This is a genomic window from Mesorhizobium sp. A623 (genome assembly GCF_054489405.1).
In genome coordinates this window covers 47,607-72,176 of record NZ_JBTMXB010000007.1, presented here as the reverse complement: position 1 = coordinate 72,176, position 24,570 = coordinate 47,607, and the positions used below count along the sequence as shown (strand labels likewise).

Sequence of the window (24,570 nt, the reverse complement as noted above, 5' to 3'; positions counted from 1 at the left end):
TAACCGGCTTCTTTCTGATGCCGGAAAGAGAAAATGAAGACGGGACCTTACACGGAGATGAACCGGTCCAGCGCCAGATAGCCGGTTGCGCCGAACGGTATCACGACCGCGTTGCGATCGCCGCGGCCGCTCCCGCCATCGTCGTTGCGCTGAGGCGGTTGGCGATCTTCATGGCGCGCGGGCTTTTCAGGAGTTTACGCGCCTGCGACGCGGCAAGCGCCCAGATCAGGTCGACCGAGACCAGCACGACGGCCATGGTCAGCGTCAGTTCGATCCAGCCGGCGACGGTGACCGAGGCAAGATCGATGATCGTCGGCAGCAGCGCCAGATAGAACATCATGATCTTGGGATTGCCGAGCGTAACCGCCATGCCGGCGAAGAACAGTTTTGTCGGCGAATCCTCGCGCGGCATCTCGCCCTCGCGTGCCTCGACAGGCGCGGTCCACATTTTCCAGGCGAGGTAAGCAAGATAGGCGACGCCAAGCCATTTCACGATGACGAAGGCGAGATGAAAAGTCTGCGCCACCACCGCCAGCCCGAAGACCGCGAAGGATAGCCAGATGCCCTCGCCGATCCACATGGCGGCAAGGAAGGGAAACACGTCTCTAAAACCCTTGGAGATGACGCGGGCGACCAGCGCCGCAATCGAAGGGCCGGGCGAACCGGCGGCAACGAAAAGGGCGGCGGCGAAGATGAGCAGCGAAGTGAATGTCACGGCGACTTTCCTTCTCGATGGCGAGCGCCGCGCTTTATACCGCAGCGACTTCGATTGGCTGAGCCAGCCGGGGTTTTGACCGGGATGCGACCAGGCAGCCAGCAATAATAAGGCCAGCACCCGCCATTGTCGACCAGCCGACGGCTTCGTGGAAGAACACCCATCCGAGTAGAATAGCCCAGACGAAAGCCGAGTACTCGGTCGGGATAAGATATTGCGCTTCGGCGCGGGCATAGGACCAGCTCATCATAAAATGCCCACTGAGCGCCAGCGCCGTTACGCCTGCCAGAGGCAGCCATAGTTCCTGCGGCAGTGCAACGCCCAGCCATGGCGCGGCAAGGCCCAGCGTGATGCCGACGATGAGGTTCTGGAAGAACACGATCTCGAGCGGCTTCGCCATCAGCGCCTGTCGGCGCGCCAGGATCAAATTGTAGGCGTAGAGCGCCGCCGAGGCGAGGATGGCGGCCATTCCCAGGGTGGCGTCCGGGGAGTGATCGGCACCGTTGAACTTGCCAAGCATGATGACGATCACGCCCGCCATGCCAACGACGGAACCCCATACCGCGAAACGACCGATCTTCTCCCCCAACAGCATGGCGGCAAGGAACAGTGCTAGCAGCGGCGCGATGAAGGAGAGCGCGATCGCCTCGGCCAGCGGCAGGCGGCCCAAGCCGAAAAAGAAGGTCAAGGCGACGAAGGTGACAATCACGCCGCGCAAGACATGAAGCCGCAGCACATGCGCCCTGGGAGGCTGGCTGGCCGTGGCAGCCCAACTCGCTCCCGCCACGAAAGTCGCAAAAACGCTGCGCCACAGCAGCACGTTATAGGCGCCGAGCACAAGGACGAGCCCCTTCACCGCCGCGTCCATCGCCGAAAGCAGGAATATGCCCAACGTACAGACAAGAACGGCCAGCAGGGGGGATGTCGCGTTCTTGAGGTCAGGCATGTTTCAATCCAGATGCACTGGTAGCCGCTAGACTGGAACCATGGACACGCCAAGGGCGCAGCCGGACCCTATCTCAAGGTCCAGACCGCGCCCTTGGTAGATGGGATATTGCCGGTGGCTCATGCATTGGCTGAAGACACGATGCAGCCAACGGCTTAGGAAACAGCCGCAGGCTGCAAGCCCGACCGGGCGTCGCGCCCGATGGCGCGCCCCCGCGGAGGGCCAGCCGCCAAAGGCGGCGGTACGGCCCGTGAGCGAGAGTTAGGCCGCGCCCGCTACCTTGGCCGACTTTTCGAAACGCTTGCGCTCGTTCGGGTCGAGATAGAGCTTCCTGAGGCGGATGGTCTTGGGCGTCACCTCGACCAGCTCATCGTCCTGGATCCAGGCCAGCGCGCGTTCCAGCGTCATGCGGATCGGCGGGGTCAGCTTGACCGCCTCGTCCTTGTTGACCGAACGGATGTTGGTCAGCTTCTTGCCCTTGAGCACGTTCACTTCGAGATCGTTGTCGCGGGAATGGATGCCGATGATCATGCCCTGATAGACCTTGACGCCCGGATCGATGACCATCGGGCCGCGATCCTCAAGGTTCCACATGGCAAACGCCACCGCTTCGCCCTGTTCATTGGAGATCAGGACGCCGTTCGAGCGGCCGGCCATCTCGCCCTTGTAGGGCTGATAGGAGTGGAACAGCCGGTTCATCACGGCGGTGCCGCGCGTGTCGGTCAACAGCTCCGACTGGTAGCCGATCAGGCCGCGCGTCGGCGCATGGAAGACGATACGCTGGCGATCGCCGCCGGAGGGGCGCAGTTCGATCATCTCGGCCTTGCGCTCCGACATCTTCTGCACAACGATGCCGGCGTGTTCCTCATCGACGTCGATCACGACTTCCTCGATCGGCTCGAGCAGGTCGCCGTTCTCGTCTTTCTGCATGACGACGCGCGGGCGCGACACGGCGAGTTCGAAGCCTTCGCGGCGCATGGTCTCGATCAGCACGGCAAGCTGCAATTCGCCGCGGCCCGACACGTAGAACGAATCCTTCTCGGTCGATTCCTCGATCTTCAGCGCGACGTTGCCCTCGGCTTCCTTGTACAGGCGGTCGCGGATGACGCGGCTGGTGACCTTGTCGCCCTCGGTGCCGGCCAGCGGGCTGTCGTTGACGATGAAGGACATGGTCACGGTCGGGGGATCAATCGGCTGCGCGTGCAGCGGTTCGGTCACGGCCGGATCGCAGAACGTGTCGGCGACGGTGCCTTTCGACAGGCCGGCGATGGCGACGATATCGCCCGCTTGCGCTTCGTCGATCGGCTGGCGCTCGAGGCCGCGGAACGCGAGGATCTTGGAGACGCGGCCGGTCTCGACGACCACGCCGTCATTGTTCAGCACCTTGACCGGCTGGTTCGACTTCAGCGTGCCGGACTCGATGCGGCCGGTAATGATGCGGCCGAGGAACGGGTTGGCTTCCAAAAGCGTGCCGATCATCCGGAACGGGCCGGGATGAACGACCGGCTCGGGGACATGCTTCAAAATAAGTTCGAACAGGGGATCGAGCCGCCGGTCCTTGGGGCCATCCGGGTTCTCAGAGGCCCAGCCATCGCGCCCCGAACCGTAGAGGATCGGGAAGTCCAACTGCTCGTCGGTGGCGTCGAGGGCTGCAAACAGGTCGAACACCTCGTTGACGACTTCAACATGGCGCGCGTCCGGCCGGTCGATCTTGTTGATGAAAACGATCGGCTTGAGGCCGACCTTGAGCGCCTTGCCGACCACGAACTTGGTCTGCGGCATTGGGCCTTCGGCGGCATCGACCAGCACAATGGCCGAATCCACCATGGAAAGGATGCGCTCGACCTCGCCGCCGAAGTCGGCGTGGCCCGGCGTGTCGACGATGTTGACGCGGGTGCCGTGCCAGTCGACCGAAGTCGCCTTGGCCAGAATGGTGATGCCGCGCTCTTTTTCGATATCGCCGGAATCCATGGCGCGCTCTGTGACGCGCTGGTTTTCCCGGAAGGAGCCGGCTTGCTTCAAGAGTTCGTCGACCAGCGTGGTCTTGCCATGGTCGACGTGCGCGATAATCGCGATGTTGCGGAGGTTCATGTTCAGGTCTCGGGAATGTTATGGGCAGCAAGCCCCCACGATCAGGGTCGGGACGCTGCCTTTTTCGGTTGGCCGGCTCTTACAGGTTTTTTCGCAAATGCGAAAGGGGAAGCGCGCTCAAATGAATCGTCACCAAATATTAAGGGTCTTGGGATGAAATGATTTCGTTAACCAAAGCGGAACGCAAGCCGCCGCAGCGAGTTCGCCTGAATGATCCACACCGCCGCCAAGTCCCGCCTGTTCCTGTCGCTTGCCGGTGTCGCGCTCGCCGTGGTGCTGGCAACGGGCGGCGCGCCGTCGGCGGCAACGCGGGTCGTGCCGTTCTCGAACCAGGGGCCGGCGCTGTCGGAAGCGCAGCAGATGTTTGCCGACGCACCGGACGGCGTCGATCCGGTGGTGACCGGGCCGGTCAGCGCCGCTTTCCGCCTGCAACAGGCCGACGCCGGTTGCGACAAGGCGGTCTGGCCGCATATTCCGGCAAGCTGCTACCCGGACTGACTTTTACCGGTCGCCGCCGCGCAGCGTCATATCTCGACCAGCCGGTTATCCAGCTCATCCACATCGTCCGGCGAAGCCGGGAAATGCTCGGCAAGGATCGCGCCCACCGTGTCGATCGCTTCGATAAAGCCGTCGACAAGGCGTCCATCGCCGGCATTTACCGTCAAGGCGTCCACGACATCGTCCCAGACACGCTGCTCGACATGGCTGTCGATGCCGCTATCGGCGACCACTTCGGCATAGCGCTCGGCCAGCGAGACGAAAATCAACACACCGGTCCGCGCCGACGTCAGATGCACATTGTGGGCAAGGAACTGCCGCGAGGCGTTGGCGTGCGCGGCCTGGAAACGCAAGCGGTGCGGCACCAGACGGATGCGCAGCCACGGCGCGGCCCATAGCAGCAAAAGTGCGGCCGCAACCGCCAGAAGCTGGGCGGCGGCGAAATAAGGCAGGCGGATCGACAGCCACCAGGCTTCCAGCGCAAAGGCCAGCGCCAGGCTGGCCAGCAGGATGCCCACCATCGAGACAAAGGCGGCGGGAAAGAAATAGTTATCGCTGGCATGCGCCACGACGCAGTAGATTTCGCCGTCGGTCTTGCCCTCGGCTGCCTTGATGGCCGCGCTCACGCGGGCGTGGTCTTCGGGTGAGATGCTGTGCCTTGCCATGATCTGCCTCACCAGCTTCCCGACGAGCCGCCGCCGCCGGACGAACCGCCGCCACCTGAAAAACCGCCTCCCCCCCCCGAAAAGCCGCCGCCACCGGACGACCAGCCACCGCCGCCGGACGACCATCCGCTACCGCCCGAGCTACCGGAGGAGCGCGCGGTGTTGAAGGTCATGCCGAGCCAACGGTAGCGGTTTGGCCCGATCTTTTGGCCGAAGATCGGCGGCAGGATGGCCATGGCGAAGCCGCCGAAGAACAGGGTTGCCCAAACGATGATGAACAGGACGGGCAGCCAGTCCTCGATGTCGCCGGCGCTCGTCTGGTTGCGCTCGCCGCGCGCTTCCAGTTCTTCCGGATTGCCGTCCAGCACCATGATCATGTCGTCGACGGCCTTCTCGATGCCGCCGGAATAGTCGCCGGCTCGGAAGGCCGGCACCATGTCGTTTTCGATGATGAGCCTGGTGTGCAGGTCCGTCAGCGTTCCTTCGAGGCCGTAGCCGACCTCGATGCGCATCTTCCGGTCGTTCTGGGCGACCAACAGCAAAACGCCGTTGTTCTCGCCCGCCTGGCCAAGCTTCCAGAACCGGAACAGCCTGTTGGCATAGGATTCGATATCCTCGCCATCGAGTGTGGGGACGGTGGCGACGACGATCTGGTCGGAGCCCTTCTTCTCGAAATCGGCCAGCTTCTGGGTAAGCAGCACTTCGCTTGCCGCATCGATAATGCCGGCATCGTCGACGACCCGGCCCGTCAGCGCCGGCAGGTCGGCCGCGAAAGCGTGAAGGGGGAGGAACAAAAGGAACGCAAGCAAGGCGAGCAGCCTTGTTTTGTCGATACCTCGTCTGGGCGCGAAGGAATTCAAGGTCGAACCGTTCAGGCTGGAATCACCCGCCCTGCTTTGTCCCGAAATCGACCTTCGGCGCTTCAAGCTTGTCTTCGGCGACGGTAAAGTTCTGGAACGGCTCGTTCGAGGTGAACCAGAACTTCGCCCACAGCAGCGAGGGGAACGTCCGCAGCGTCAGATTGTAGTCCCTGACCGCCTGGATATAGTCGCGCCTCGCCACCGCGATGCGGTTTTCGGTGCCTTCCAACTGCGCCTGCAACGCCAGGAAATTCTGGTTCGCCTTGAGATCCGGATAATTTTCCACCACGGCCAGAAGCTTCGAAAGCGCGCTGGTCAGACCCGATTGGCTCTCCTGGAACTTCTTGAAGGCTTCCGGGTCCTTGAGTGTTTCGGGCGTCACCGTGATCTGCGTCGCCTTGGCGCGCGCCTCGACCACCGCCTGCAGCGTGTCCTTTTCGTGGCTGGCGTAGCCCTTCACCGTCTCGACCAGATTGGGAATGAGATCGGCGCGGCGCTGGTACTGGTTCAAAACCTGGCTCCAGGCGGCCTTGGCGTTCTCTTCCGCCGTCGGAATGGTGTTGAAGCCGCAGCCGGCAAGCAGCGGCAGCATGAACGCCATCATGAGGAAGGCCGGCAGGAGGCGATAAGTGCGGGATTGGGCGAACTGGGCAGCAGGCATGAAAAATCCCTGAATCAGGAGAGGAGAGCCAATCTCTAGCACAATCTCGGGCCAAGGAAACCGTGCCTTCTGCTGACCTAGCGCGAAGAGCGCCGAGGCCCTGTAACCGCAGGCGTGAACGCGATAGATTGGGCAGGCAACAAGGTACCATCATGCCGAAACACCGCAATGACGACAGCGCCGAGTCGCGCCGCATCCTGAAAAGAATGGCCGGCGAGACCGAGCCGGGCGGCGCTTCGTTCGTGGCGCGCGCCGCCAAGGACGCCATCGACAGCGTTTCGGCCAGGGATGCCGACCGTTCGGACCCGATCGAATATTGGGGAACACGCATTGGCCGATTGCTTGGCCTCGCCTTCGCGGTCGCGCTGATGATCTGGCTCGTCCTATTCATCATGCGGGGCAACTGACGGGCATGAGCGGCATACCAATTGTCACGCCGGGTGCTGCTCCGCGGGCTGGCTCCAAGGCGATCCCCAAGGCGGTAATCGTCATTTCCAGCCATGTCGTTCGCGGCTCGGTGGGAAACCGCGCTGCCGTCTTCGCGTTGGAAACGCTGGGCTTTCCCGTATGGGCGGTGCCGACCGTCACCTTGCCCTGGCATCCCGGCCATGGGCGGGCGACGCGGATCGTTGCGCCACCGGACCAATTCGCGGCCCTGATGTCCGATCTCGAGCGCGCGCCCTGGCTGGGCGAGGTCGGTGCTGTGCTCTCGGGCTATCTCGGTGACGCCGCCCAGGCGCAAGCGGTCGCTTCGCTGGTCCGCGTGGTCAAGGCCCGGCGTCCGGAAGCGCTCTACATATGCGATCCGGTGATCGGCGATTCCGGCGGCCTCTACGTGCCGGAAGCGACGGCAACCGCCATGCGCGATACCTTGATCCCGATCGCCGACATCGCGACGCCGAACCGCTTCGAACTCGAATGGCTGACCGGCGCGAAGCTGCCAGACAGCAAGGCCGTGATGGCAGCGGCACTTGCCGCCCCTCCCGCGACCATGCTGGTCACCTCGGCCCCGGCGATGATGACCGACAGCATCGCCAACCTTCTCGTCGACGCAAATCAGGCGGTGATGGCCGAGCATCGCATCATCGACAGGCCGCCGAACGGGCTTGGGGACCTGACGGCCGCGGTCTATCTGGCGCGGATACTTTCAGGCCAAAGTCCGGCAAAGGCGCTGCAGTCGACCACCGCGGCCGTGTACGAAATTCTGGCCAGCACCGCCCGGCGCGGCGGCGATGAGTTGCAGCTTGAAACCGATGCGCAAAGCCTGGCGCACCCGATGGCCATGGTACAGATGCGCCATCTCCAGCATCCGGGACGGAAGCGCCCGGCATGATAATGGCGCAGGCCGTACGATTTTCATTGAACAAGCCCCGGCTTTTCCTTTAATTGCCTCCGCAATGGCTCATCTTCCAGAACACCTCCTCGCCGGCTACCGCAACTTCATGAAGGGCCGCTATTCGGCCGAGAGCGGTCGCTACGTCTCACTTGCCCGCGAAGGGCAATCTCCCGAAACGATGCTTGTCGCATGCAGCGATTCGCGTTCCGCGCCCGAGACGATCTTCGATGCGGGGCCGGGCGAACTGTTCGTGCTGCGCAATGTCGGCAACCTGATCCCGCCTTTCGAACCCGATGACGAATTCCACTCGACCTCGGCGGCGCTGGAATTCGCCGTGGACATCCTGAAGGTCAAGAACATCGTCATCATGGGCCATGGCCGCTGCGGCGGTATCCGCGCGGCGCTGGCGCAGGGCGGCAAGCCGTTGAAGCCGGGCGACTTCATCGGCAAATGGATGAGCCTGATCCATCCGGCGGCCGAGGCCGTGGCCTCCACGACGGTGATGACGCCGACCGAGCGTGAAACGGCGCTGGAGCGCATCTCCGTGCGCTATTCGCTGAACAATCTGCGAACCTTCCCGCAGATCAAGGAACGGGAGGAACAGGGCGAGCTTGGGCTTTATGGCGCATGGTTCGACATTTCGGCCGGCGAACTATGGGCGATGAACCAGGATACCGGCGATTTCGAGCGGCCCACACTGGATTGATCGTCCATTGGAGCGCACAAAGGCGCTCTACCGTTTGATCGAGCATCGAAACGACCCGAAATTCGGATTGCGCTTTTCGGATCGATGCTCAAGGGAGCGCCGCCATGAAACTGCGTTGCCTTTCAATAGTGAGCACCACCCTTCTCCTGAGTTTGGGGGTTGCGTTCCCTTCCTTTGCCGACGAAGCGGCGGTGATCGAGCGTTGGTACAAGGCGCTGCTTATCGCCGACCGTGCCGGCCTGTCCGACCTGCTTTCGGCCGATGCGCGCATCAAGCTGACCGATCTCAACATCGAACAGGACAAGCAGGAATTCATCGCCTCGATGGACGAATGGCAGGCATCCGCGAAGGGCGCGACGATCCGGCACCGCCTTGAAAAGAGCGAAGACGGCGTATCCACGGTCATCGTCTGCTACGAATTCCCGAACAACGATCTCCTGACGCAGGAAACCTTTGCCGTGACCGGCGAGCGCATTACCGCCAGTTCGCAGGCAATCGTCGCGGAAAACTGCGACGCGTTCTAGCGGTTGCAGGTCGCAAGCCGGCGTCTTACATCGAGGCGACCCGCCGACACTCAACCAACGAGAAACCCTTCATGCCCGATAATGCCATCGACCTTGCCACGCATCCGCTGACCGCATGGAACGGGCCGCTCGGCCTGCCCGATTTCTCGCGCATCGGCGACGGCGATTTCGTGGCCGTTTTCGATGCGGCGCTGAAGGCGCATGAAGCCGAGATCGACACGCTTGCCAGCAGTACGCAAGCCGCCACCATCGCCAACACGCTGGCCGCGCTGGAACTGGCGGGTAATAGTCTCGACCGCGTCTCCTCGATCTTCTGGTGCCGTGCCGGCGCCCATACCAATCCCGAGATCCAGGCGCTGGAGCGCGAAATCTCGCCCAAGATGTCGCGGCATTTCTCGGCCATCTCGATGAACGCAAAACTGTTTGCGCGCCTGGATGATCTCTACCAGCGCCGCGCGACCCTCAATCTCGATTCCGAGACGCTGCGCGTGCTGGAAAAGACTTGGAAAAGCTTTGTCCGATCCGGCGCGAAACTCGATGAGGCAGGCAAGGCGCGGCTGGCTGCGATCAACGAGGAACTGTCGTCGCTGGGCACCAAATTCGGCCAGAACGTGCTGGCCGACGAGAGCGAGTGGGTGCTGTTCCTCGACGAAGCCGACCTTACCGGCCTGCCCGATTTCCTGAAAGCGTCCATGGCCGAAGCCGCCGAGATGCGTGGCCGCAAGGGTCGCTACGCGCTGACTTTGTCGCGCTCGCTCTACGAGCCTTTCTCGACTTTTTCCGAGCGCCGCGACCTGCGCGAGACCGCGTGGCGCGCCTTCACCATGCGCGGCCAGAACGGCGGCGCCAGCGACAACACCAATGTCGTGCGCGATCTTTTGCGCCTGCGCGCCGAAAAGGCGAAGCTGCTCGGCTATGCTTCTTACGCGGCGCTGAAGCTGGACGACACCATGGCCAAGACGCCGAAGGCCGTGCATGCGCTGCTCGATCCCGTCTGGAAAAAGGCACTGGAAAAAGCCGCCGCCGACCAGCAGGAGCTTAAGCGTCTGGCGGCGGAAGCGGGTAGCAACGAGACGTTTTCGGCCTGGGACTGGCGCTTCTATCAGGAAAAGCTGCGCACTGAGAAATTCGCCTTCGACGAGGCGGAACTGAAACCCTATCTCCACCTCGACCGGGTTATCGCCGCCTGTTTCGACGTAGCGACAAGGCTGTTCGGCATCACCTTCGAGGAGAAAAACGGCATCGCCGCCTGGCACCCCGATGTGCGGGCGTTCCTGGTCAAGAACGCCGACGGCTCCGAGCGCGGCGTATTCCTGGCGGATTATTTCGCGCGACCCTCAAAACGTTCCGGCGCATGGATGAGCGCGCTGCAATCGGGCTATCGCCTGGGCGACGGATCGCGGCCGGTCATCTACAACATCATGAACTTCGCCAAGCCGCCGAAGGGCGAGGCAGCGCTCCTGTCGGTGGACGAAGCCAGGACGCTGTTCCACGAATTCGGCCACGCCCTGCACGGCATGCTGACCGACGTGACATGGCCATCGGTTGCCGGCACGTCGGTGTCGCGCGATTTCGTTGAACTGCCGTCACAACTCTACGAGCATTGGCTGACGGTTCCGGCCGTGCTGGAAAAGCACGCGCTGCATGTCGAGACCGGCAAGCCGATGCCCAAGGCGCTGCTGGACAAGATGCTGGCCGCACGCACCTTCGGCGCCGGCTTCGCCACCGTCGAATTCACCGCCTCGGCGCTGGTCGACATGGCCTATCACGCACGCGCGGACGCGCCCGGCGAGCCGCTTCGTTTCGAAGCCGAAATGCTGGAGGAAATGGCCATGCCGAACACCATCGCCATGCGCCACCGCACTCCGCATTTCGGCCACGTCTTCGCCGGCGACGGTTATTCGGCCGGCTACTATTCCTACATGTGGTCGGAAGTGCTGGACGCCGACGCCTTTTCCGCCTTCGAGGAAACCGGCGACCCCTTCAACCCGGCGCTGGCCGAACGCTTGCTGAAAAACATCTACGCCGCCGGCGGCTCGAAAGACCCGGAAGAACTCTACACCGCCTTTCGCGGCAAGATGCCGTCGCCAGAAGCCATGATGGCCAAGCGCGGGCTGGTGTAGCGCGTCTTTTGTTCTGCGGGCCGGCGACCGGAACTATCCCAACCCTAACCGGCCAGGCTCGCCCCGATCAGCAGGTCGGCATTCTTCGCCACCGATGCGGCCGGCCCGCCCTCTCCGAAAAGCTGGCCGGAGATATAGGCGCCTTCGATCAAAAGCAGCAGGCCGTCGCCCAGCGTATCGGCATCCTTCGCGCCCATTTCGCGGGCCATGGCGCGCAGGCGGCGGCGCAGTTCCTTCTTGTTTTCCTCGCTGACGACGCGGGCCGGATGGTCGTGTTCGGGATATTCCACCGCCGCGTTGGTCAGGCCGCAGCCGCGATAGCCGGACCTTTGTGTTCGCTTGCCGATGCGGATAAAAAAGGCGCCGATCTGCGCGCGCGCGTCGCCCGGATGGGCTGCCACCGCCTCGTCGAAGCGCGCCCAGAATTCGCCGTCGTAGTGCCTCAGATACGAAGCGGCGAGTTCGTCCTTGGAGGCGAAGCTGCGGTAGAGGCTGGGCTTGGTGACGCCCGCCGTCTTGACGATTTCCTCGACGCCGATCGCCCTTATGCCCTGCCGGTAGAACAGGTCGGATGCGGCAGTCATGATTTTTTCGGCAGCGCGCGGCACGTGGCCATCGCCATCCTTGATCCTTGCATCAATATTATTGGCGTCTGACATTCGCTGGCTCGCTTGACAATGTTACCGATCGGTACGAATAGTGGGCGCTCCGTAACGTACCGGTCAGTAACATGATAGCCCAACCTCGCATGCTTGGCCAGCGCTACGCGTTTGTCGTCGTCGCCGTCATCTTTTTCTGCCTGCTGATTGCGGCCGGCCTGCGTTCCGCGCCGGCGGTGATGATGCTGCCGCTGGAATCCGAGCTCGGCTGGGGTCGCGACGTCGTTTCGCTCGCTGCGGCGGTCGGCATCTTCCTCTATGGCCTGGCCGGTCCGTTTGCCGCAGCCCTGATGGAGCGCTTCGGTCTGCGCCTGATCCTGCTCGGCGCGCTTGCCCTGATGGCCGGTTCGACCGCGTCCAGCCTGTTGATGACCGAGCCGTGGCAGTTGGTCGCCAGTTGGGGTATCTTTTCCGGCATCGGCTCGGGCGCCGTGGCGACCGTGCTCGGCGCCACCATCGTCAACCGCTGGTTCAAGACCAATCGCGGCCTGGTCATGGGGCTGATGTCCGCGTCGAGCGCCACTGGCATGCTGGTGTTCCTGCCGGTGCTGGCGATGCTGGCGCAGTGGGGCGGCTGGAGGCCGGTCGCCATGGCCGTCGCCATCGCCTGCGCCGCCTTGTTGCCGCTGGTCTGGCTTTTGGTGCCGGAGCGGCCCTCTTCCATCGGCCTCGTCCGCTTCGGCGCGGATGCCGACGACGTGCCGCCGGTATCGCCCGCCTCGCAGGGCAATTTCATCGCCCACACGCTCGGCACGCTACGCCGCGCCGCGCGCACGCGGGTGTTCTGGTATCTGTTCGCCACCTTCTTTGTATGCGGCTTCACCACCAACGGGCTGGTCGGAACCCATCTCATCGCCTTTTGCGGCGACATGGGCATTCCCGAGGTGAAGGCGGCCGGCCTGCTTGCCTTGATGGGCGTGTTCGACCTGATCGGCACCACGCTGTCGGGCTGGCTGACCGACCGCTTCGACCCGCGCAAACTACTCGGCATGTATTACGGCATTCGCGGCCTGTCGCTGATCTACCTGCCCATGTCCGGTTTTTCCGGCACGGCGCTGACCATCTTCGCCGTGCTCTACGGCCTCGACTGGATCGCCACCGTGCCGCCGACGCTGCGCCTGTCCAACGAAGCCTTCGGCGATCGCTCCGGCCCGATCGTCTTTGGCTGGATCGTCGCCGGCCACCAGGTCGGGGCGGCAACCGCCGCCTTTTTCGGCGGCGCGCTGCGCGAAATGCAGGGCAATTACGAACTGGCGTTCCAGATCGCGGGCATGACCGCCATCGTGGCCGCCTGCATCTCGCTGCTCATCGACACCAGCCGGCCGGCCTTCGAACCGGAAGGCCAGCCCGCCTGACGGCGCGTCGGGAAGCGCCGTTTTTCGCCCTGTCGCCTTTGCGCTTTGGCGATGTCGCTTTCGTATGGCCGGACCCCATGTCCCGGTGATTAGATGCTTTTGCTTTAGGTGCCCGTTCGCGAAAGCCGACGGGATAATTGGGAAGCCGGTTGGATGCCGGCGCTGCCCCCGCAACGGTAGCGGAGCTGAAAGTCTCGACAAAAGCCACTGGGTGATAAGCCTGGGAAGGCGTCGAGACAGTCCGGGAGGACAGCTCCGAAGCCCGGAAACCAGCCTCGAGCAGACGTAAACTCGACTGATCGCGGTGGGCGGTCAAGAGGCGAATCCTTGCGGACGGGCAATCGTGCCGGTGCGCAATCGTTCACCCCTGAAGTCACCACCAGTTCAGTCCTAGCATTTGCTGAGGGCAGGACATGGACACGAAGACCGAAATGCTGAAGCGGCTCGAGCGCCGCCGTCAGGGCTTCTCGCTGGAGCAGCCCTTCTACACCGATCCCGATTATTTCAAGCTCGACATGGAACTGATCTGGTATCGCGACTGGCTTTTCGTTGGCCATGATTGCGAAGTGCCCAAGCCCGGCAATTATTTCACGCTGCAGATCGGCGACTACCCAGTGGTGCTGGTGCGGGACCAGAAGGGCAAGATTCATGCCCTGCATAATTCTTGCCGCCATCGCGGCAGCCGCGTCTGCCCGTCCGACAAGGGATCGGCGGCCAAGCTCGTCTGCCCCTACCACCAATGGACCTATGAACTCGACGGCAGCCTGTTGTTCGCCCGCGACATGGCGCAGGGTTTCGACAAGGCCGATTTCAGCCTGAAACCCATCGCCTGTGAAAGCGTTGGCGGCTTCATCTTCATCTGCCTCGCCGAAAAGCCGGCCGATTTCGCCCCGATGCGGGCAATGATCGACCCCTATCTCGCGCCGCACCGGCTGACCGAAGCGAAAGTCGCCTTCGAGAGCACCATCATTGAGAAAGGCAACTGGAAGCTTGTCTGGGAAAACAACCGCGAGTGCTACCACTGTGCCGCCAACCACCCCGAACTGTGCAAGACCTTCCCCGAAGCTCCCGTCGTCACCGGCGTGCAGGCCGCCGACAGCGATCCGGAGATGCTGGCCCATTGGGCGAAATGCGAGCCGGTGGGCCTGCCCAGCAAGTTCCGCATCGATCCGGCAGGCCAGTTCCGCGCCACCCGCGCGCCGCTGCTGCGCGATGCCGTCAGCTACACCATGACCGGCAAGCGGGCGGTGAAGAAGAACCTGTCCGACAGCGTCTCGACCGAGGGGATCGGCTCGCTGCTGCTCTATCATTATCCAACGACCTGGGACCACGTTCTCGGCGACCATGCCGTCACTTTCCGCGTGCTGCCGATCAGCGCCACGGAAACCGCAGTGACCACGAAATGGCTCGTCCACAAGGATGCGGTCGAGGGCGTGGATTACGACCTCGCCGAACTCACCCATGTCTGGACCATGACCAATGCCGAGGATCGGCGCATCGTCGAGGAGAATGCCTTCGGCATCCTGTCGCCTGCCTACGAACCCGGCCCCTATTCGGAAGTGCACGAAGGCGGCGTCATCCAGTTCGTCAACTGGTACGCCGATTTTATCGGGCCAAGGCTGGCCGAGGGCGAGAAGCCGGCGTTGAAGAACGTCGCTTAGGGAGGCAGCCATGAACGCGGCAGTCAGCCTCTACAAGCATCTCGACGAGATGATACCGTGGAACGACCGGCTTCAGGTGCTGGAAGTGGTTGGCGTCATCGACGAGGCGCCGGACGTGAAGACCTTCACCTTCCGTTCGGACAACCAGACCTGGTTCCGCTACAAGCCGGGCCAGTTCATCACGCTGGAACTGCCGGTCGCGGACGCGCCGCTGATGCGCACCTATACGCTGTCGTCCTCGCCGTCGCGGCCGTTCTCGATCGCCGTGACGGTCAAGGCGCAGGCCGGCAGCGTCGGCACGCGCTGGATGTTCGACCATCTGAAGCCGGGCGAGCGGGTCAAGGCCTATGGCCCGTCCGGCGAGTTCTCGCTGCACAACCATCCTTCGGCCAAATATTTGTTCATCTCGGCCGGTTCCGGTATTACGCCGATGATGTCGATGCTGCGCTGGCTGAACGACTTTACCCCGCAGACCGATATTTCCTTCGTCAACTGCGCGCGCAGGCCCGAAGAGATCATCTTCCGCAAGGAACTGGAACTGCTCGGCATGCGCATGCCCGGCCTGTCGCTCGGCTTCATGATCGAGGAACGCTCGTCGCGCGAAAGCTGGTTCGGCCATATGGGCCGCATCGATGCGGTACGCCTGCCGATGCTGTCGCCCGATTTCCGCGAGCGCGAAGTGTTCTGTTGCGGGCCGGAACCCTTCATGCGCGCGGTCAGCCAGATGCTGGAAACCTCCGGTTTCGACATGGCGCACTATCATCAGGAAAGTTTTGGCGCACCGGCGATCGAGCCGGTGCCGGCACCCTTTGCCGATAGCCCGCAGCATGCGACGCCGGCGGGCGAGCCTGCACAAGCCGCCATCCCGATCCACTTTGCGCTCTCCGGCGTCGACGGCGAATGTCTCGCCGGCCAGACCGTGTTGCAGACGGCGCGCGCATCGGGCGTGCGTATTTCCGCCGCCTGCGAGTTCGGCCTGTGCGGCACCTGCAAGGTGAAGAAAATCTCCGGTGAGGTCGAGATGAGCCACAATGGCGGCATCCTCGAGCAGGAGATTGCCGACGGCTTCATTCTCGCCTGCTGCTCAAAGCCGCTCTCGCCGATCGAGATCGAGGCGTGACGATGGACAACGAAGACAGCGTCGCTGCCGCTGCCCGCCGGATCAGCGCGGCGACAATGGCCAAAATCTCGCCGCCGCCACCGCCCGAAGAAGTGTTCGCCGACTGGCTGGTGGCACTGCCGCACGATGCCTGCATCGAAGCAGCCGCCGCCGGCGAAATCGCGCGCATAGACCAGCGCAATCTTCTTCACCCGGGCGTGCAGCGACTGCGCACCCTGCTGGTCGCGGTCGCCGGCAAAGCCAGTTGGACACGCCCGGTCGTCAACCGGTAGAGCACACTCCCGTAAGGAGGAGCCGGTTTTCGAACTATTCCGATGCTTCAAAAAACAGCAACGCCGGGCATCCAATGGACACCCGGCGCTGCAGTTTGTTTCGCTGTCTGACCCGTTCGTATCGCTATCTGAAATGACGCGATGAAGCGCCCGGCTTCGCTGCCTGCTTCCAGGGCATGCCGACGCGATCGACGGCAGGCGTCACGCCATGCCGAGAGCTGCCATGTACAGGTCGAGGATCGCTTCAGCTTCCGCGCGTTCGTTCTGATCCTGCTTGCGCAGCCGGATGATCGTGCGCACGGCCTTCGGCTCGAAGCCGGTGCCTTTCAGTTCCGCGTAGACTTCCTTGATGTCGTCGGCGATCGTCTTCTTCTCTTCTTCAAGGCGCTCGATGCGCTCGATGAAGGCGCGCAACTGGCCGGCGGCAACCGTCTGCGAGGAATCCGTTACGTCGTCGGCCATTCTCGTCTCTCCGTATGTGATCGCCGCGACTCGGAAGCCGCCGGGCAGGTTTTCAGCCGGTTCGATGCCCGACCGGCGCGGGCCGGTCAAGCGATTATCTTCACCCGTAGGTGACCAGAAGATCCTTGGCGTCGATCTGGTCGCCGGCCTTGACGAGCACTTCGGCGATGACACCGTCGCGCTCGGCATGCAGCGCCGTTTCCATCTTCATCGCCTCGATGGACAAAAGCACGTCGCCGGCCTTCACCGCCTGCCCCACGACCAGCGACACGCCCGAAACGACACCCGGCATCGGCGCGCCGACATGGGCGTCGTTGCCGGGTTCCGCCTTGCGCCGCGCCTTGGCGGCCGAGGCGCCATGCGCGCGATCCGCCACCTTCACCCGGCGCGGCTGGCCGTTCAGTTCGAAGAACACCGTCGCCAGGCCTTTTTCATCGACTTCGGCAATGCCGAGGCAGCGCACAACCAGGGTCTTGCCCTTTTCGATCTCGACGAAAATCTCGTCTTCGGGCTGCATGCCGTAGAAATAGGTCAACGTCGGCAGGACGCTGACCGGTCCGTAGATCTCCTGCGCGGCGGCAAAGTCCGAAAAGACCTTCGGATACATCAGCCACGATGCGAATTCCTGTTCGCTAAGGCTGCGCCCGACCTTTTCTTCGACTTCCTTGCGATTGGCGGCAAGGTCGGCGGCCGGAAGCAGCGAACCCGGCCGGACCGTGTAGGGCTTGTCGCCTTTCAGCGCCTTTTTCTGCAAGGCCGCCGGCCACCCGCCTGGCGACTGGCCGAGATCGCCGCGCAGCATGGACACGACCGAGTCCGGGAAGGCGATGTCGCGCGCCGGATTTTGCACATCGTCGACGGAAAGCTCCTGGCTGACCATCATCAGCGCCATGTCGCCGACCACCTTGGACGACGGCGTCACCTTGACGATATCGCCCAGCATCAAATTGACGTCGTGATAGGTCTGCGCCACGGCATGCCAGCGCGTCTCCAGCCCGAGCGAGCGCGCCTGCTCCTTCAGGTTGGTGAACTGGCCGCCCGGCATTTCATGCAAATAGACCTCGGAGGCCGGCCCCTTGAGATCGTTTTCGAAAGCGGAATACTGATTGCGCACCGCCTCCCAATAGAAGGAAATCTTCCTTATCCATTGCGTATCGAGGCCGGGATCGCGCGCGCTTCCCTTCAGGGCTTCTACGATCGAGCCGAGACAAGGCTGCGAGGTGTTGCCCGAGAAAGAGTCCATTGCCGCGTCAACCGCATCGACGCCCGCTTCCACCGCCGCCAGCACGGTTGCCGCCGACAGGCCGGACGTGTCGTGCGTGTGGAAATGGATCGGCAGGTCGGTGGCTTCGCGCAGCGCCTTGAACAACACCCTCGCGGCCGCCGGCTTCAATAGGCCGGCCATGTCCTTGACCGCCAGAATATGCGCGCCGGCCTTTTCCAATTCACCGGCCAGCCCGACATAGTATTTGAGATCGTATTTCGCGCGCGCCGGGTCAAGAATGTCGCCGGTGTAGCACATCGCCGCTTCGCACAATTTGCCCTCGGCGATCACGGCATCCATGGCCACGCGCATGTTCTCGACCCAGTTCAGGCAGTCGAAAACGCGAAACAGGTCGATGCCGCCGCACGCCGCCTGGCGGACGAAATGCTGGACGACATTGTCGGGATAATTGGTGTAGCCGACGCCGTTGGCGCCGCGCAGCAGCATTTGCAGCAGGATGTTGGGCGCGTTTTCGCGGATCAGCGAAAGCCGCTCCCACGGGTCCTCGGTAAGGAAACGCATGGCGACGTCGAAGGTCGCGCCACCCCAGCATTCCAGCGACAACAGTTGCGGCAGCACGCGCGCATAGGTGCCGGCGATGGACGCAATGTCATGCGTGCGCACGCGGGTCGCCAGCAGCGACTGGTGGCCGTCGCGCATGGTGGTGTCGGTAATCAGGACCCCGGTTTGAGCGCGCATCCACTGGCCGAATTTTTCCGGCCCGAGCGCGTCGAGCTTGTTCTTGGTGCCTTCGGGAATGGAGCTGGTGAACCACGGAATGACCGGAGCTGCCGCATCCGGGTGCGGCCTGGCGCGGCCGCGCGTTTCCGGGTGCCCGTTGACCGACACGTCGGCCAGATAGTTGAGCAGCTTGGTGGCGCGGTCCTGCCGCTTCACATGCTCGAACAGTTCAGGCGTCGTGTCGATGAACCGGGTCGTGTAGGAATTATCGGCAAAGCTTGGGTGATTGATGATCGCTTCGAGGAAGGTCAGGTTGGTGGCGACGCCGCGAATGCGGAACTCCCGCAAGGCCCGCGTCATGCGCGAGATCGTCTCGCCCGGCGTCGGCGCCCATGCCGTCACCTTCTCCAGCAGCGGATCGTAGAAGCGGGTGATGACCGCGCCCGAATAGGCGGTGCCGCCGTCGAGGCGAATGCCGAAACCGGTCGCGCCGCGATAGGCGGTGATGCGGCCGTAATCGGGGATGAAATTGTGCTCGGGGTCTTCGGTCGTGATGCGGCACTGGAGTGCATGGCCGTTGAGGCGGATGTCCGCCTGCGCCGGCACCCCTGACTCCGGCGTGCCGATGGCGAACCCGTCGAGGATGTGGATCTGCGCCTTGACGATGTCGATGCCTGTCACCTGCTCGGTGACGGTATGCTCCACCTGGATGCGCGGATTGACCTCGATGAAATAGAATTTTCCGGTGTCTGCATCCATCAGGAATTCGACGGTGCCGGCACCGATATAGGCCGTCTCGCGCGCGATCTTCAGGGCGTAACCGCAAAGCTCGGCGCGCTGGCCAGCCTCGAGATACGGTGCCGGCGCACGCTCGACCACCTTCTGGTTGCGGCGCTGGATGGAGCAGTCGCGCTCGAACAGGTGGACGGCGTTGCCATGCGTGTCGCCCAGCACCTGCACCTCGACATGGCGGGCGCGTTCGACCAGTTTTTCCAGATAGACCTCGTCCTTGCCGAAGGCGGCCTTGGCTTCACGCTTGCCTTCCATCACCTCGCGGGCGAGATCGGCCTCGGAGCGGATCGCGCGCATGCCGCGCCCACCGCCGCCCCACGAGGCTTTCAGCATCACCGGATAACCGATGGACTGGGCGAGTTTCTTCACCGTTTCCATATCGTCGGGAAGCGGCTCGGTCGCGGGCACGACCGGCACCCCGACCTCGATGGCGAGGTTGCGCGCGGCAACCTTGTTGCCGAGGCGGCGCATCGTGTCCGGCTTCGGCCCGATGAAGACGATGCCGGCATCGAGGCAGGCCTCGGCGAATTCCGGGCTTTCTGACAACAGGCCGTAGCCGGGGTGGATGGCATCGGCACCGGACAGCCTGGCGACCCGGATCACTTCCTCGATCGACAGATAGCTCTCGATCGGCCCCATCTCCCGGGTAAGGTGGGGGCCTCGGCCGACTTCGTAGCTCTCGTCGGCCTTGAAGCGGTGGAGGGAGTATTTGTCTTCCTCGGCCCATATCGCCACGGTTTTGATACCGAGTTCGGTAGCCGCGCGAAAGACGCGGATCGCAATTTCCGAGCGATTGGCAACGAGGATTTTGCTGATGGCCAAGGGGGCGCTCCATGAACGGCAATAAGGCGGCGCGCATGAATAACGCGAAAATGCTGCAGTGCAAACAAAATTGCCGATAACAGCGCCGACGCCTTCTTTTCTTGCGTCGCAAAGAGCCGCCCTGCCGGAAGGAGTTCGCCTAAAACGAAAAATGCCCGGCGCAGCGCGCCGGGCATTTTCCTTAAAAGCTGGATAGGCTTAGTTGATCTGGACGTAGCTGTACTTGCCGTCGTCGCCCTTCTTCCACTCATACACGACATAGTCGGCGTCGGTACGGTCGCCCTTTTCGTTGAACGACAATTCGCCGAGAACCGTCTTGAACGGACCCTTCGACTTGATCGCCTTGGCGACTTCCTGCGGATCGTTGCTGCCGGCCGCGTTAGCGGCTTGAGCGACGACCTGCGTGGCGGCATAGGAATAGAGCGTATAGGCTTCCGGCTCGAAACCGGCGGCACGGAACTTCGCGACAACTTCCTGCGCAGCGGGGTTCTTGCGGGGATCCGGACCGAAGGTGTTGAGCGTACCGGCAACCGCATCGCCGGCGATCGAGGCCAGTTCGTTGGAGACGATGCCGTCACCGGAGAACATCGGCGCCTTCAGGCCCTGGTCGGCCGCCTGGCGGATGATCAGACCGGCTTCGGTGTGCAGGCCGCCCCAATAGATCAGCGTGACGCCGGCTTCCTTCATCTTGGCGATCAGTGCCGAGAAGTCCTTGTCGCCGGCATTGACGCCTTCATACATGACTTCCTTCATGCCGAGCTTGTTCAGCGCCCCCTTGGTGGCGTCCGCAAGGCCCTGGCCGTATGGCGTCTTGTCGTGGATGACGGCGATCTTGGCGTCCTTGAAGTTCGCGGCGATGTAGGCGCCGGCAACGTCGCCCTGCTGGTCGTCACGGCCGCAGACGCGGATCGTGTTCCACAGGCCGGCCTCGGTGAACTGCGGGTTGGTTGCCGCAGGTGTCACATCGAGGATGCCGTTTTCGGCATAGACCTGCGAAGCCGGGATCGTGACGCCCGAGTTGAAGTGACCGATGACGAACTTGACGCCGTCCGCCACGAACTTGTTGGCCACCGAGATGCCCTGCTTCGGATCGGACACGTCATCGCCGACGCTGAGCTTGATCTGCTCGCCATTCATGCCGCCAGCGGCGTTGATGTCCGCCACGGCCATTTCCGTGCCCTTCTGCAACTGCGCGCCAAAGGCGGCGTTCGGGCCGGTGATCGGGGCGCCGACGCCCATCAGGACATCCGCCCATGCGCTGCCGCCAAACGCCAGTAGCGCCGACAGTGCGACCGCGGACAAGAGTGATTTTTTCATGTATAACGCTCCCATTTATGGAGTGGGCGTGGATGATGCTTTCATGCGATGCCCACCCATTATCGCAGAAAGTGTACTTTGCCGATTTTGCTGGCCTTGTCACGCCGATTCATCCTCGGATCGGCGTTAATCATGAACGTCAACCCTTGGATTTCCAGCTCAGGATCGATGCTCTTTCATAGAGCCAGTGATACTGCGTCACCATCTGGTTCGTGCGTGTATACTGGTATCCGATGAAGCCGATGATCATCAGGACGACCGTATCGACGACGTAGAATTGCAGGGAAAACATCGTGCCGTCGAACAAGGCATGATGGATGAATCGCACCGCAATTCCAAGACCGAGCAGGTACAGGAAGAGGTTGGGCAAGGACCGCCACGTCTGCGCGCAGGCCTTGCCCGTCATCCATGCCGCCCACCCGCCAAGCAGGCAGGTAACGAAGAAGAATTGCAAGATCGAGGGTTCCTCGTGAAGAATGCCCTGCATATCGATCGCTCCCAACTTTGCCAGGCCATAAGTGGCGTGTTAGCGGCCGCCTTCGAGATAGGCGGCACGCACTTCCGGATTGGCCAGCAGTTCCTTGCCGGTTCCGCTCATCGTCACATTGCCGTTGACCATCACATAGCCGCGCGTGGCCAGTTTCAGCGCGCCAAATGCGTTCTGCTCGACCAGGAATACCGTCAGGCCTTCAGTACGGTTCAACTCGCGGATGGCGTCGAATATCTGCTTGACGACGAGCGGCGCCAGACCGAGCGACGGCTCGTCCAGCAAAAGCAGCTTCGGGCGCGCCATCAACGCACGGCCGATCGACAGCATCTGCTGCTCGCCGCCGGACAGGGTGCCGCCGCGCTGGGCGATGCGTTCCTTGAGACGGGGAAACAGCGTGAACACCTTCTCGACGTCCTCGTCGTAATGCTTCAGGCCATCGAGGCTCGCCCCCATCTGCAGGTTTTCCAGCACCGTCATGCGCGGGAAGATACGACGCCCTTCCGGCGACTGCGCGATGCGCAGCCTGGCGATCTGGTGCGTCGGCATCTGCGTGATGTCCGTGCCGGCAAAGACGATGCTGCCGGCCCGCGCCCGCGGCGCGCCGAATATGGTCATCATCAGTGTCGACTTGCCCGCGCCGTTGGCCCCGATCAGGGCGACGATCTCGCCCTTTTCGACATGCACGTCGACGCCATTCAGCGCCTGGATGTTGCCGTAGAACGTATGGACGCCCTTGATATCGAGCAGAGTATTGCCGGCCATTATTTACGCCCCCCGCGCTTAACCGCTGCCGGTGCCGCTTTTTGTTTGGCCGAAGCCTGTTTGGCGGCGGCTTTTTCAAAAGCCTTGGCCTGCCCGATCCAGTCTTCGCGGGCGATGCGCCCGTCGAAGGCGAGATAGCTCTCGACAGCCTCGATATCGGCCTTCTTCCACGCGCCGATCTGGTCGAAATGGAAGATGCCGTGCTCGTTGAGCTTTTGCTGGTTGACCGGCCCGATCCCCTTGATCACCAGCAGATCGTCTGGCCTGCCGCCGCGCGGCGCGGCAAGGCGGTTGGCGATCCCCTTCGAGGCTGGAGCTTTCGTGGACGGAGTCTTCAAGGCCGAAGCTTTCGGGGTCGAAGCCTTCGGGGACGGAGCTTTCGAGGCGGGTTTGGCTGCCTTGGAAGGCTCGGCGGTTGTCGACTTGCCTGCAATTGGCTTGGCCGCAGCCTTCGGTGCGACCGTCTTGGCAGCAGGGGCCGGCTTGGCAGCGGGGGCCGGCTTGGCCGGGGCAGCCTTCGCGGCAGCAGGCTTTGGCGTTGCAGTCGCCCTCGGTGCGGAAACCGGCGCTGGCTTCTTTGCCGCGGGCGATTTCGCGGTTGAGCCCGAGGGCGAAGCCGCTGCCGCTTTCGATGTCCGTCCCGCCGCAGAACCGGCCTTTGCCGGTGCGGACTTCGACGCGGCCTTTACCGGCGCAGACTGGGCCGATGCAGACTTTGCCGGCGCGGCCTTTGACGGTACAGGCTTTGCCGGTGCAGCCTTCCGCCGCTCGGCGATCGCATCCGCCTGTCCGGCTTTCGACGCCCCCTTGGCGACGGTGACCCGCTCGCCATCGCGATGACCGACCGTCTCGCTCATCGGCCCGGCCAGCATGGAAGCCGATGCGCTCGGCCCGTGTTCCGGATCGGGTCCGGCATCGAGCCGCTCCAGCACGTCGTCGTCGCCAACCTCGGTCAGCACCGTTTCGACTTCATCGTCGTCGACGCCCAGATAGGCGGCAATGACGCGCGGATCAGTCTTGACCGATTCCGGATTGCCATCGGCGATCTTGCGCCCGTATTCAAGCACCACGACATGGTCGGAAATCTGCATGACCACGGACATATCGTGCTCGATCAGCAGGATCGAGGTGCCCGAGGTTTTCTTGATGTCCATGAGCAACTTGTTGAGCGCCAGCGACTCACGCGGGTTCAGGCCGGCCGCCGGTTCGTCGAGGCACAGCAGTTCCGGTTCGGTACACATGGCGCGCGCGATTTCCAGGCGCCGCTGCGCACCGTAGGGCAAGTCCCCCGCCGGATCGTCTGCCCGATCGACCAGTTCGGCCTTGTCCAGCCAGTATTTCGCGACCTCGATGGATTGCGCCGACGCCTCGCGATAGCCGCCGATGCCCAGCAGGCCCAGCACCGTATAGCCGGATGCCTTCATCAGCTTGTTGTGCTGCGCCACCAGCAGGTTCTCCAGCACGGTCATGCCGGAAAACAGGCGGATGTTCTGGAACGTGCGGGCGACCTTGGCCTTGGCCGTGATCTGGAAATCGGCCATGCGCTCGAGCAGGAATTCGTTCCCCGCCTTGCCGGTAAAGCGGATCATGCCTTCCGACGGCTTGTAGAAGCCCGTGATGCAGTTGAACACGGTCGTCTTGCCGGCCCCGTTGGGGCCGATCAAGGCGGTGATCTCGCCGCGCCTGGCCGCGAACGACAGGTCGCCGATGGCGATCAGCCCGCCGAATTTCATCGACAGATGTTCAAGCTGAAGGACGTTTTCGGTCATGGTGCTGGATGCCGCCGAT

23 protein-coding genes and 1 riboswitch are annotated in these 24,570 nt (G+C 63.1%); of the genes, 10 read left to right on the top strand and 13 right to left on the bottom strand.

Translation table 11 applies throughout. The features are described from left to right. Nucleotides 1-100 precede the first annotated feature (100 nt). The 3 genes from ACX3P1_RS09430 to typA form a co-directional block, all read right to left on the bottom strand. On the bottom strand, nt 101-715 hold the full coding sequence (locus ACX3P1_RS09430; RefSeq protein WP_459079310.1) for a LysE family translocator: 615 nt from the start codon (nt 713-715) through the stop codon (nt 101-103). Nucleotides 716-749: 34 nt separating this feature from the next. Next, nucleotides 750-1,661, bottom strand: coding sequence for a DMT family transporter (locus tag ACX3P1_RS09425; RefSeq protein WP_459079309.1), 912 nt, complete (start codon nt 1,659-1,661; stop codon nt 750-752). A 261-nt stretch (nt 1,662-1,922) separates the two neighbouring features. After that, nucleotides 1,923-3,752: a translational GTPase TypA gene (gene typA, locus ACX3P1_RS09420; protein WP_459079308.1), complete on the bottom strand. Its 1,830-nt coding sequence runs from the start codon at nt 3,750-3,752 to the stop codon at nt 1,923-1,925. 210 nt (nt 3,753-3,962) lie between these two features. Here typA and ACX3P1_RS09415 point away from each other — a divergent pair, with 210 nt between their 5' ends. Then, nucleotides 3,963-4,250, top strand: a complete 288-nt coding sequence (locus ACX3P1_RS09415; protein ID WP_459079307.1) for a hypothetical protein — start codon at nt 3,963-3,965, stop codon at nt 4,248-4,250. Nucleotides 4,251-4,276: 26 nt separating this feature from the next. Here ACX3P1_RS09415 and ACX3P1_RS09410 read toward each other — a convergent pair whose 3' ends face one another. From ACX3P1_RS09410 to ACX3P1_RS09400, 3 genes are all read right to left on the bottom strand, one after another. Next, complete coding sequence (locus tag ACX3P1_RS09410) at nt 4,277-4,915, bottom strand: TPM domain-containing protein (protein WP_459079306.1); 639 nt, start codon at nt 4,913-4,915, stop codon at nt 4,277-4,279. 8 nt (nt 4,916-4,923) lie between these two features. After that, nucleotides 4,924-5,733 carry a TPM domain-containing protein gene (locus ACX3P1_RS09405; RefSeq protein WP_459079450.1) on the bottom strand — a complete coding sequence of 270 codons (810 nt, stop codon included), beginning with the start codon at nt 5,731-5,733 and terminating at the stop codon, nt 4,924-4,926. Nucleotides 5,734-5,797: 64 nt separating this feature from the next. After that, a complete protein-coding gene (locus tag ACX3P1_RS09400) occupies nt 5,798-6,436 on the bottom strand; it encodes a LemA family protein (RefSeq protein WP_459079305.1) in 639 nt (212 codons plus the stop codon). A gap of 152 nt (nt 6,437-6,588) precedes the next feature. Here ACX3P1_RS09400 and ACX3P1_RS09395 point away from each other — a divergent pair, with 152 nt between their 5' ends. The 5 genes from ACX3P1_RS09395 to ACX3P1_RS09375 all read left to right on the top strand — a co-directional run bounded on the left by ACX3P1_RS09395 (nt 6,589) and on the right by ACX3P1_RS09375 (nt 11,125). Next, nucleotides 6,589-6,843 (top strand): hypothetical protein, encoded by a 255-nt coding sequence (locus ACX3P1_RS09395; RefSeq protein ID WP_459079304.1) that lies wholly within the window; start codon nt 6,589-6,591, stop codon nt 6,841-6,843. Between the two features lie 5 nt (nt 6,844-6,848). Next, nucleotides 6,849-7,769, top strand: a complete 921-nt coding sequence (gene pdxY / locus ACX3P1_RS09390; RefSeq protein WP_459079303.1) for a pyridoxal kinase PdxY — start codon at nt 6,849-6,851, stop codon at nt 7,767-7,769. A 64-nt stretch (nt 7,770-7,833) separates the two neighbouring features. Beyond that, nucleotides 7,834-8,478 (top strand): carbonic anhydrase, encoded by a 645-nt coding sequence (locus ACX3P1_RS09385; RefSeq protein ID WP_459079302.1) that lies wholly within the window; start codon nt 7,834-7,836, stop codon nt 8,476-8,478. 104 nt (nt 8,479-8,582) lie between these two features. Continuing rightward, the gene (locus ACX3P1_RS09380; RefSeq protein ID WP_459079301.1) at nt 8,583-9,002 is read left to right on the top strand and encodes a nuclear transport factor 2 family protein; all 420 of its coding nucleotides are present in this window, start codon (nt 8,583-8,585) and stop codon (nt 9,000-9,002) included. Between the two features lie 71 nt (nt 9,003-9,073). Continuing rightward, nucleotides 9,074-11,125 (top strand): M3 family metallopeptidase, encoded by a 2,052-nt coding sequence (locus tag ACX3P1_RS09375; RefSeq protein WP_459079300.1) that lies wholly within the window; start codon nt 9,074-9,076, stop codon nt 11,123-11,125. 44 nt (nt 11,126-11,169) lie between these two features. On the opposite strand, the gene ACX3P1_RS09370 is transcribed toward ACX3P1_RS09375, so the two are convergent. After that, entirely contained in the window at nt 11,170-11,784 is a 615-nt protein-coding gene (locus ACX3P1_RS09370) for a TetR/AcrR family transcriptional regulator (protein ID WP_459079299.1), read from the bottom strand. Between the two features lie 71 nt (nt 11,785-11,855). Here ACX3P1_RS09370 and ACX3P1_RS09365 point away from each other — a divergent pair, with 71 nt between their 5' ends. The 4 genes from ACX3P1_RS09365 to ACX3P1_RS09350 all read left to right on the top strand — a co-directional run bounded on the left by ACX3P1_RS09365 (nt 11,856) and on the right by ACX3P1_RS09350 (nt 16,192). Then, the gene (locus ACX3P1_RS09365; RefSeq protein WP_459079298.1) at nt 11,856-13,139 is read left to right on the top strand and encodes an MFS transporter; all 1,284 of its coding nucleotides are present in this window, start codon (nt 11,856-11,858) and stop codon (nt 13,137-13,139) included. A gap of 89 nt (nt 13,140-13,228) precedes the next feature. Continuing rightward, nucleotides 13,229-13,431, top strand: a riboswitch (cobalamin riboswitch). A 121-nt stretch (nt 13,432-13,552) separates the two neighbouring features. Then, the gene (locus tag ACX3P1_RS09360) at nt 13,553-14,800 is read left to right on the top strand and encodes an aromatic ring-hydroxylating oxygenase subunit alpha (protein WP_459079297.1); all 1,248 of its coding nucleotides are present in this window, start codon (nt 13,553-13,555) and stop codon (nt 14,798-14,800) included. 10 nt (nt 14,801-14,810) lie between these two features. Continuing rightward, on the top strand, nt 14,811-15,920 hold the full coding sequence (locus ACX3P1_RS09355; protein ID WP_459079296.1) for an FAD-binding oxidoreductase: 1,110 nt from the start codon (nt 14,811-14,813) through the stop codon (nt 15,918-15,920). A gap of 2 nt (nt 15,921-15,922) precedes the next feature. Next, nucleotides 15,923-16,192 carry a hypothetical protein gene (locus ACX3P1_RS09350; protein ID WP_459079295.1) on the top strand — a complete coding sequence of 90 codons (270 nt, stop codon included), beginning with the start codon at nt 15,923-15,925 and terminating at the stop codon, nt 16,190-16,192. Nucleotides 16,193-16,393: 201 nt separating this feature from the next. Here the strand turns inward: ACX3P1_RS09350 and ACX3P1_RS09345 are convergent, their stop codons facing one another. From ACX3P1_RS09345 to ACX3P1_RS09320, 6 genes are all read right to left on the bottom strand, one after another. Beyond that, nucleotides 16,394-16,654, bottom strand: coding sequence for a DUF2312 domain-containing protein (locus ACX3P1_RS09345; protein WP_459079294.1), 261 nt, complete (start codon nt 16,652-16,654; stop codon nt 16,394-16,396). A 100-nt stretch (nt 16,655-16,754) separates the two neighbouring features. Beyond that, the gene (gene pyc / locus ACX3P1_RS09340; RefSeq protein WP_459079293.1) at nt 16,755-20,213 is read right to left on the bottom strand and encodes a pyruvate carboxylase; all 3,459 of its coding nucleotides are present in this window, start codon (nt 20,211-20,213) and stop codon (nt 16,755-16,757) included. 198 nt (nt 20,214-20,411) lie between these two features. Continuing rightward, a complete protein-coding gene (locus tag ACX3P1_RS09335; protein WP_459079292.1) occupies nt 20,412-21,530 on the bottom strand; it encodes a branched-chain amino acid ABC transporter substrate-binding protein in 1,119 nt (372 codons plus the stop codon). 139 nt (nt 21,531-21,669) lie between these two features. After that, complete coding sequence (locus tag ACX3P1_RS09330) at nt 21,670-22,017, bottom strand: DUF6867 family protein (RefSeq protein WP_459079291.1); 348 nt, start codon at nt 22,015-22,017, stop codon at nt 21,670-21,672. A 39-nt stretch (nt 22,018-22,056) separates the two neighbouring features. Further along, nucleotides 22,057-22,782, bottom strand: a complete 726-nt coding sequence (locus ACX3P1_RS09325; RefSeq protein WP_459079290.1) for an ABC transporter ATP-binding protein — start codon at nt 22,780-22,782, stop codon at nt 22,057-22,059. Beyond that, entirely contained in the window at nt 22,782-24,551 is a 1,770-nt protein-coding gene (locus ACX3P1_RS09320; RefSeq protein WP_459079449.1) for an ATP-binding cassette domain-containing protein, read from the bottom strand. The genes ACX3P1_RS09325 and ACX3P1_RS09320 overlap by 1 nt, the downstream gene beginning before the upstream one ends. Between the last annotated feature and the right edge of the window lie 19 nt (nt 24,552-24,570).